The sequence below is a fragment of the Tardiphaga sp. genome, assembly GCF_028290785.1.
Classification (GTDB): domain Bacteria; phylum Pseudomonadota; class Alphaproteobacteria; order Rhizobiales; family Xanthobacteraceae; genus Tardiphaga.
The window spans coordinates 1-6,593 of record NZ_JAQGJD010000160.1 but is presented as its reverse complement, the minus strand read 5'-3'; the positions used below and the strand labels follow the sequence as shown (position 1 = coordinate 6,593).

Annotated in this window: 5 protein-coding genes and 1 pseudogene; 1 reads left to right on the top strand and 5 read right to left on the bottom strand. The window is 64.9% G+C overall.

Annotated features, from left to right (window positions below; all coding sequences use genetic code 11):
• The 4 genes from JWR89_RS09465 to hydA form a co-directional block, all read right to left on the bottom strand.
• On the bottom strand, positions 1–2,093 hold a 2,093-nt coding region (locus JWR89_RS09465), incomplete at its 3' end, for a molybdopterin cofactor-binding domain-containing protein (RefSeq protein WP_299714793.1).
• Between the two features lie 4 nt (positions 2,094–2,097).
• The gene (locus JWR89_RS09460; protein ID WP_299714790.1) at positions 2,098–2,577 is read right to left on the bottom strand and encodes a (2Fe-2S)-binding protein; all 480 of its coding nucleotides are present in this window, start codon (positions 2,575–2,577) and stop codon (positions 2,098–2,100) included.
• Positions 2,578–2,806: 229 nt separating this feature from the next.
• Positions 2,807–3,916, bottom strand: a complete 1,110-nt coding sequence (locus JWR89_RS09455) for a DSD1 family PLP-dependent enzyme (RefSeq protein WP_299714787.1) — start codon at positions 3,914–3,916, stop codon at positions 2,807–2,809.
• Between the two features lie 281 nt (positions 3,917–4,197).
• Positions 4,198–5,664, bottom strand: a complete 1,467-nt coding sequence (gene hydA, locus JWR89_RS09450) for a dihydropyrimidinase (RefSeq protein WP_299714784.1) — start codon at positions 5,662–5,664, stop codon at positions 4,198–4,200.
• A gap of 98 nt (positions 5,665–5,762) precedes the next feature.
• Here hydA and JWR89_RS09445 point away from each other — a divergent pair, with 98 nt between their 5' ends.
• Positions 5,763–6,422: an aspartate/glutamate racemase family protein gene (locus JWR89_RS09445; protein ID WP_299714796.1), complete on the top strand. Its 660-nt coding sequence runs from the start codon at positions 5,763–5,765 to the stop codon at positions 6,420–6,422.
• A 65-nt stretch (positions 6,423–6,487) separates the two neighbouring features.
• Here JWR89_RS09445 and JWR89_RS09440 read toward each other — a convergent pair.
• Positions 6,488–6,593 (bottom strand): annotated as a pseudogene (locus JWR89_RS09440) (IS110 family transposase); the annotation flags it as partial.

Sequence of the window (6,593 nt, the reverse complement as noted above, 5' to 3'; positions counted from 1 at the left end):
GCCGTGCCGGGTTCGCCGATGCCGCCGGGCTCTTCATGGCTGTCGATGAGATGCACCTCGATGGTCGGCACTTCGTTGATGCGCATCGCCTGGTAGGTATCGAAGTTGCCTTGCTCGATGCGCCCGTCCTTCAGCGTGATCTCGCCATACAGCGCGGCGGTCAGGCCAAACAGGATGCCGCCCTCCATCTGCGCCTTGATGGTGTCGGGGTTGATCATCTGACCGCAATCGACCGCGCAGACCACGCGCTCGACCTTGACCTGGCCATCCTTGCCGACCGTGACCTCGGCGACCTGCGCGATGTAGCTGCCGAACCCGAATATCACGGAGACGCCGCGGCCGCGGCCCGCCGGCATCGGCGCGGCCCAACCGGCCTTGTCGGCAACCAGATCGAGCACCGCCTTCGCGCGCGGCGCCTTGTCGAGCAGCGCGCGGCGATAAGCGACGGGGTCCTGCTTCGCGATGATCGCCAACTCATCGACGAAACCCTCGACGATGAAGGCATTGTGCGTGGTGCCGACGCCGCGCCACCAGCCGGTGGTGAGGCCGGCCGGCGGCTCCTGGCGGACGTAATCCACTAACAGGTTGTCGAAGCTGTAGGGACCGGAGCCCGCTTCGACGGCGTCGGAATCGAGGCCGTCCTTGAAGAAGGGCGGGGCCCAGCGCGCCAGGATCGAGGATCCGACCACACGATGGTTGAAGGCCACCGGCTTTCCGCTGGCATCGAGGCCGGCACTCAGCGTGTCGTAGTAATAGGGGCGGTAGATATCATGCTGGATGTCCTCCTCGCGGGTCCAGATCACCTTGACCGGATAATCGACCTGCTTGGCGATCTGCACCGCCTGGGTGATGCCATCGACATCGAGCCGGCGACCGAAGCCGCCACCCAGCAGATGGTTATGCACCTTGACCTTATCGAGCGGCAGACCAGTCACGGCCGCGGCGGTGGCCTGCGCGCGCGAAACCACCTGGGTGCCGACCCAGACGTCGCAGCCGTCGTTGCGCACATGCACGGTGGCATTCATCGGCTCCATTGCCGCGTGCGCCAGGAACGGCATCTGGTAGACCGCCTCAAGCTTTGTCGCGGCGGCGGCAACCGCCGCGGCGGCGTCGCCCTGCTTGACCGCCACCACGCCGGCGCCGGTCGAGGCGTCCTTCATCTGCTGCACCATGTCGGCGGTGGAGAATTTGGCGCTGGCGCCTTCGTCCCAGGTGATGACCAGCGCCTCGAGGCCCTTCTTTGCCGCGCCCATGTGGTCGGCAATGACGGCGACGGCATTGTCGAGCTTGACGATCTGCCGCACGCCCTTGACGGCCCTGGCCTTGCTGTCATCGACGCTGCCAAGCCTGCCGCCAATGACCGGACAGGCCGCGACGGTGGCGATCTTCATGCCGGGCACCCTGGCATCGATGCCGTACTCGGCGGTGCCGTTCACTTTCGCCGCAGTATCGAGGCGCTTTGCCGAGGTGCCGATCAGGGTAAAATCCTTGTGCTCCTTCAGCGCCACGTTGGCGGGGACCGGCAGCTTCGCGGCCTGATCCACCAGCTTGCCGTAAGCGAGCTTGCGCCCGGAGGCGGCGTGGATCACCTCGCCCTTGGCCGCGTGGCAGGAGGTGGCCTCGACCTTCCAGCTTTCCGCCGCGGCGGAAATCAGCATCGTCCTCGCGGTGGCGCCGGCCAGACGCAGCGGCTTCCAGAAGCCGCGCACCGACGTCGAGCCGCCGGTGACCTGGAAGCCGATCAGCGGATTGACATACAATTTGTCATCTGGCGGCGCGTGTTCAAGCTTGACCTGCGCGAGATCGACTTCGAGCTCTTCGGCGATCAGCATCGGCATCGAGGTGTAGGTGCCCTGCCCCATCTCGACCTGCGCCATCACGAGCGTCACCTGGCCGTCGCGGCCGATCCGCACGAACGCATTGGGTGCAAAGTCAGCGCCGTCGGCCGCTTCCGCGCTGCCGAGCCAGCCGGGCATGCTCACGCTGAGCAATAGTCCGCCGCCGGCAGCGGCGCCGACGGCGAGGAAGGTGCGGCGCGACGGCCGCGGCGATGAAGCGGAGACGGCTTCGCGGTCAATCAGTTTGTCCAACATGATATCAGCCCCTCTGTCCGGTGGCGGCAGGCGCTGCGGCGGCGTGCTTGATGGCTTCGCGAATTCGAACGTAGGTGCCGCAGCGGCAGATGTTGCCGGCCATGGCGTCGTCGATGTCACTGTCCTTCGGCGCGGGATTGCTGGCCAGCAGCGCGGTGGCGCTCATGATCTGGCCGGACTGGCAGTAGCCGCACTGAACGACTTCGAGGTCGAGCCAGGCCTTTTGAATCTTCGCCCCGGCCGGAGTCTTGCCGATCGCTTCAATGGTGGTGATTTTCGTGTCGCCGATGCTGTCGATCGGCGTGATGCAGGAGCGGATCGCGCTGCCGTCCTGATGCACCGTGCAGGCGCCGCACAACGCCGCGCCGCAGCCGAACTTGGTGCCGGTCATGCCAAGCACGTCGCGCAGTACCCAGAGCAGCGGGGTGTCGCTATCGACATCGACCGAATGGCTGATGCCATTGATGTTGATTGTATAGGCCATGTGGATCTCCAGATGTCCGTGTGGCACGCGTGCCAGGCTGCGTGACGGCAGCATGGCGGAGATAGTATGATGTTTAGAATTCTTCTTCGCCGAACATAGCCCGGGGAATTCATTGTTGGAAAGCGTCAAGGACGCACACAGCCGATCGCGCCGTCACAACATTGCGATCCACACGATTTGGTGATCGCCTCGAAATGATGGCGACAGATCGGCCTGCCGGCGGATGATGTCAGGTGCCGTAGCGCGCCAGCACCGGCCAGGTTTCGATGCCGTTATTGTGGCCGACCACATGGTATTCCGCATGCAGGTTGACGGTGGGATCGCAATGCGTGGTCAGCACCAGGATGCGGCTGCCCAGTTTCGGCGCCGGGCTGCCCGCCGGCATGGTGATCATGCCGTGCTCGTCGCCGCCGAAGCGATAGGTCGAGCCTTCGGGCGCCCCGATCAGCAATTCCGGCGCCGGTCCGTTGAAGGCCAGCGATTTCGCGCCGGCATCGATGGTGAATTCGCCGGCGCGGTTCACCGATGTCACCGTGGACAGAACGAACAGGCTGGGCTCATGGGGCAATGCGCCGCCGCCTTCGCGCTGCACGCGGCCGTAGTCGGCATCCATAAACACGTAGGAGCCGACCTGCCATTCGGTATAGGGGCCGGCGACGTCGAAGGCGTACGTGCCGGTGCCGACGCCGGTGACGATGGCGACCTCGATGCCGGCGTCCGCGAGCGCAGCGAGGTGCTCGGCGACGACCGCATGGACTGCACCAGCAGCGGCCTTGCGCTCGCCGCCATCGATGATGTGCTGAACGTGACCGGCATAGCCCTGGATGCCGCCGAAGCGCATGCCCGGCGTGGCCGCAATGGTCTGCGCCAGCGCCAGCGTCGCCGCGGCGTCGATGACACCGGTGCGGCGCTGGCCGACGTCGATATCGACCAGCACCTGCAACGGGCGGCTTGCATCGCCGAGCAGTTCGCGGAGCACCGCGACCTGGTCCGCATGATCGACGACGATACTGATGTCTTGATCGCGCGCCACGCGAGCCAGCCGCTCCAGCTTCGGACGATCGGCCACCGGCCCGGTCAGCAGCAAGCCCGAAATGCCGGCCAGGGCAAAGGCCTCGATCTCCGCGACCGTGGCGCAGCAGATGCCTTGCGCGCCGGCATCGAGTTGCAGTTGCGCGATGCGCGGCGATTTGTGGGTCTTGGCATGCGGACGCAGGCCTACCCCATGCCCTTTTGCGAACGCCGCCATCCCCGCGATGTTGCGCGCCAGCGCCGATGACTCAACCACCAGTGCGGGAGTCTGGATATCGTGTAAGGCCGGCAGGTTCGGATCGAGCACGCAGGTTCTCCGCGAATAAGGGACTTGGAACTGGTGTCTATCGCAGATGCCGCCGCGACACACCCCTGCTCTGCGGTTGTTTTCGCAACCGCGGATTTCAACGCAATCTTGTCCCGGACGCAGGGCATTGCGCCTCCGCAGGAGGCGTCATGCACTGCAGCGCCGGGACCATTGCGGGCGACGGCGCTTGGTACGGTCCGGCTCTGCGGGGCGGCAGTTCGCGCCGCACCGCGTCCGGGACAAGTATCTCAAGCGGCTGCAATCGTGGAGTGATGAAGCCCTTACAACAGCTTCGCGCCGAAATTCCGCGCCGGGTCCATCTCGGCGGCGAGGCGCCCGCTCGGTGCTGCGGCCTTGCCGCCATCGCGCAGCATCAGGCGGCCCTCGCCGGGCTTGCCGTTGAACGTATCGCCTTCCACCAGCACGCTGCCGCGCAACAGCACCGTCGTTGGCCAGCCAGTCAATTCACGGCCGGCGAACGGCGTAAAGCCGGCGAGGTCGTGCATCATGGCGTCGGAAAGCGTCACTTTCTTCAAGGGGTCCCAGATCGCGATGTCGGCATCCATGCCGATCGCGATCGAGCCCTTATTCGGCAGGTTGTAGATCTGCGCCGGCGCCGTCGAGGTCAGTTCGACAAATTTCGACAGGCCCAGCCGACCCTTCGAAACCATGGCGTCGAACAGCAGCGGCAAGCGTACTTCGAGGCCAGGCATGCCGTTGGCAATCTGCTTGAAGGTCGGGTTCGGGCCGGCGCGCAGCTTGCCGGTCTCGTCCATACGGTACGGCGCGTGATCGGACGATACCAACTGCAGATCGCCGAGATCGAGCGCGCGCCACAGCGCCTCCTGATCGTCCGTGGTCCGCACCGGCGGACTGCACATCCACTTCGCGCCCTCGACGCCGGGCTTGTCGAGATCCTCCATGGTGAGGAACAGATATTGCGGGCAGGTCTCGGCAAACACTTTTACGCCCCGACCCCGCGCCTCGCGGATCACCGCTGCGCCCTCGCGAGTCGAGACGTGAAAAATCATGATCGGCTGGTCAAGCAGCTCGCTGAAGGCTATCAGGCGCGTAAAGGCTTCGGACTCCGAAAGCCGCGCGTGGCTGACGGGATGATATTTTGGCGCGGTATACCCCTTGTCGAGCAGGCGCTTCACCATCCACGAGATGATGCCGTGGTTTTCCGCGTGGACACAGACCAGCGCCTTGGCCTCGCGGGCGGCGGCGAGAATGTCGAGCAGCTTCTCGTCATGGACGCGCAGCAGGTCGTAGGTCATGAATATCTTGATCGAGGAATAGCCCTCCTTGACCAACGCCGGAATGTCCTCGGCGATCACCTTGTCGGTGACGTCGGCCACGATGATGTGGAAGGCGTAGTCGATCATGGCGCCGCGCTTGGCCAGCGCGGTGTAATCGGTCAGCACCTTCCGCACATCCATGCCGATGTGCTGGGCCGCAAAGCAGATCACGCTGGTGGTGCCGCCGAATGCCGCCGACGTGGTGGCGGTCTCGAAGGTGTCGGCGTTGACGAGTCCTGCGGCGGACAACTGCTCGATATGGGCGTGCGCATCGATGCCGCCGGGCAACACCAGCTTGCCCGTCGCGTCGATCTCTTTCTTGCCGGCGCCGAGGTTTTTGCCGAGTGCGACAATGGTTTCGCCGGAAATGCCGACATCGGCGGCAAACACATCGCTCGACGTGGCGACGGTGCCACCGCGGATGACGAGATCGTAGACGGGATCGGACAAGGGCTGCTCCAGGGATTGTGCAGAAGGTTGCGCGCGCATTGAGCGCTTTGATGCGCCGCACTTTCTTGCAATACTGCGGCCAAGACAAGGAGCCCAAGATGCAGCGCCGCAAGAAGATTCTCGTGGTTAACCCGAATTCGAATCCGCAGGTGACGCGCAACCTGACGGAAGCGCTACAACCAATATGCTTCGACGGCGGGCCGGAGATCGAATGCGTGACAATGGCCGAGGGGCCATTCGGCGTCGAGACCCAGGCCGATCTGGAAAGCGCCACCATGCCCCTGCGCCGGCTGGTCGCTGCGGACAATTCCGCCGATGCCTTCGTGATCGCCTGCTATTCCGATCCCGGGCTGCACGTCTGCCGCGAGGCGACGCAGCGGCCGGTATTCGGCATCGCCGAATCCGGCGTGCTGACCGCGCTGGCGCGCGGCGACCGGTTTGGCGTCATCGCCGTGGCGCAGCGCTCGATTAGCCGCCACGTGCGCTATCTCCGGCAGATGAACCTGATGGACCGCTTCGTCGGCGAACGTCCGCTCGACATGAGCGTCGCCGAAGCCGCTGCCGGCGACAGCACGCTGGCGCGGATGATCGAGGTCGGCCGGGTATTGAAGGATCAGGACGGCGCCAACGTCGTCGTGATGGGCTGCGCCGGCATGTCACGACATCGCGCGGCGCTGGAAGACGCGCTCGGCGTCCCGGTCATCGATCCGACCCAGGCCGCCGTCGCCATGGCGGTAGGTACGGTGATGTTTCAGTAGGATTAACTTGTCGTCCCGGACAAGTGAGCGCAGCGAACGCAGATCCGGCAACTGTAGTTTTCCGATCAGGGACAGAACGGTTTTTGATCTCGGATGACTGCGTTGAGGGTGATGAGCAGCTTTCTGGCGATGGCGATGAAGGCGACTTTGGCGGGCTTTCCGGCGGCGCGC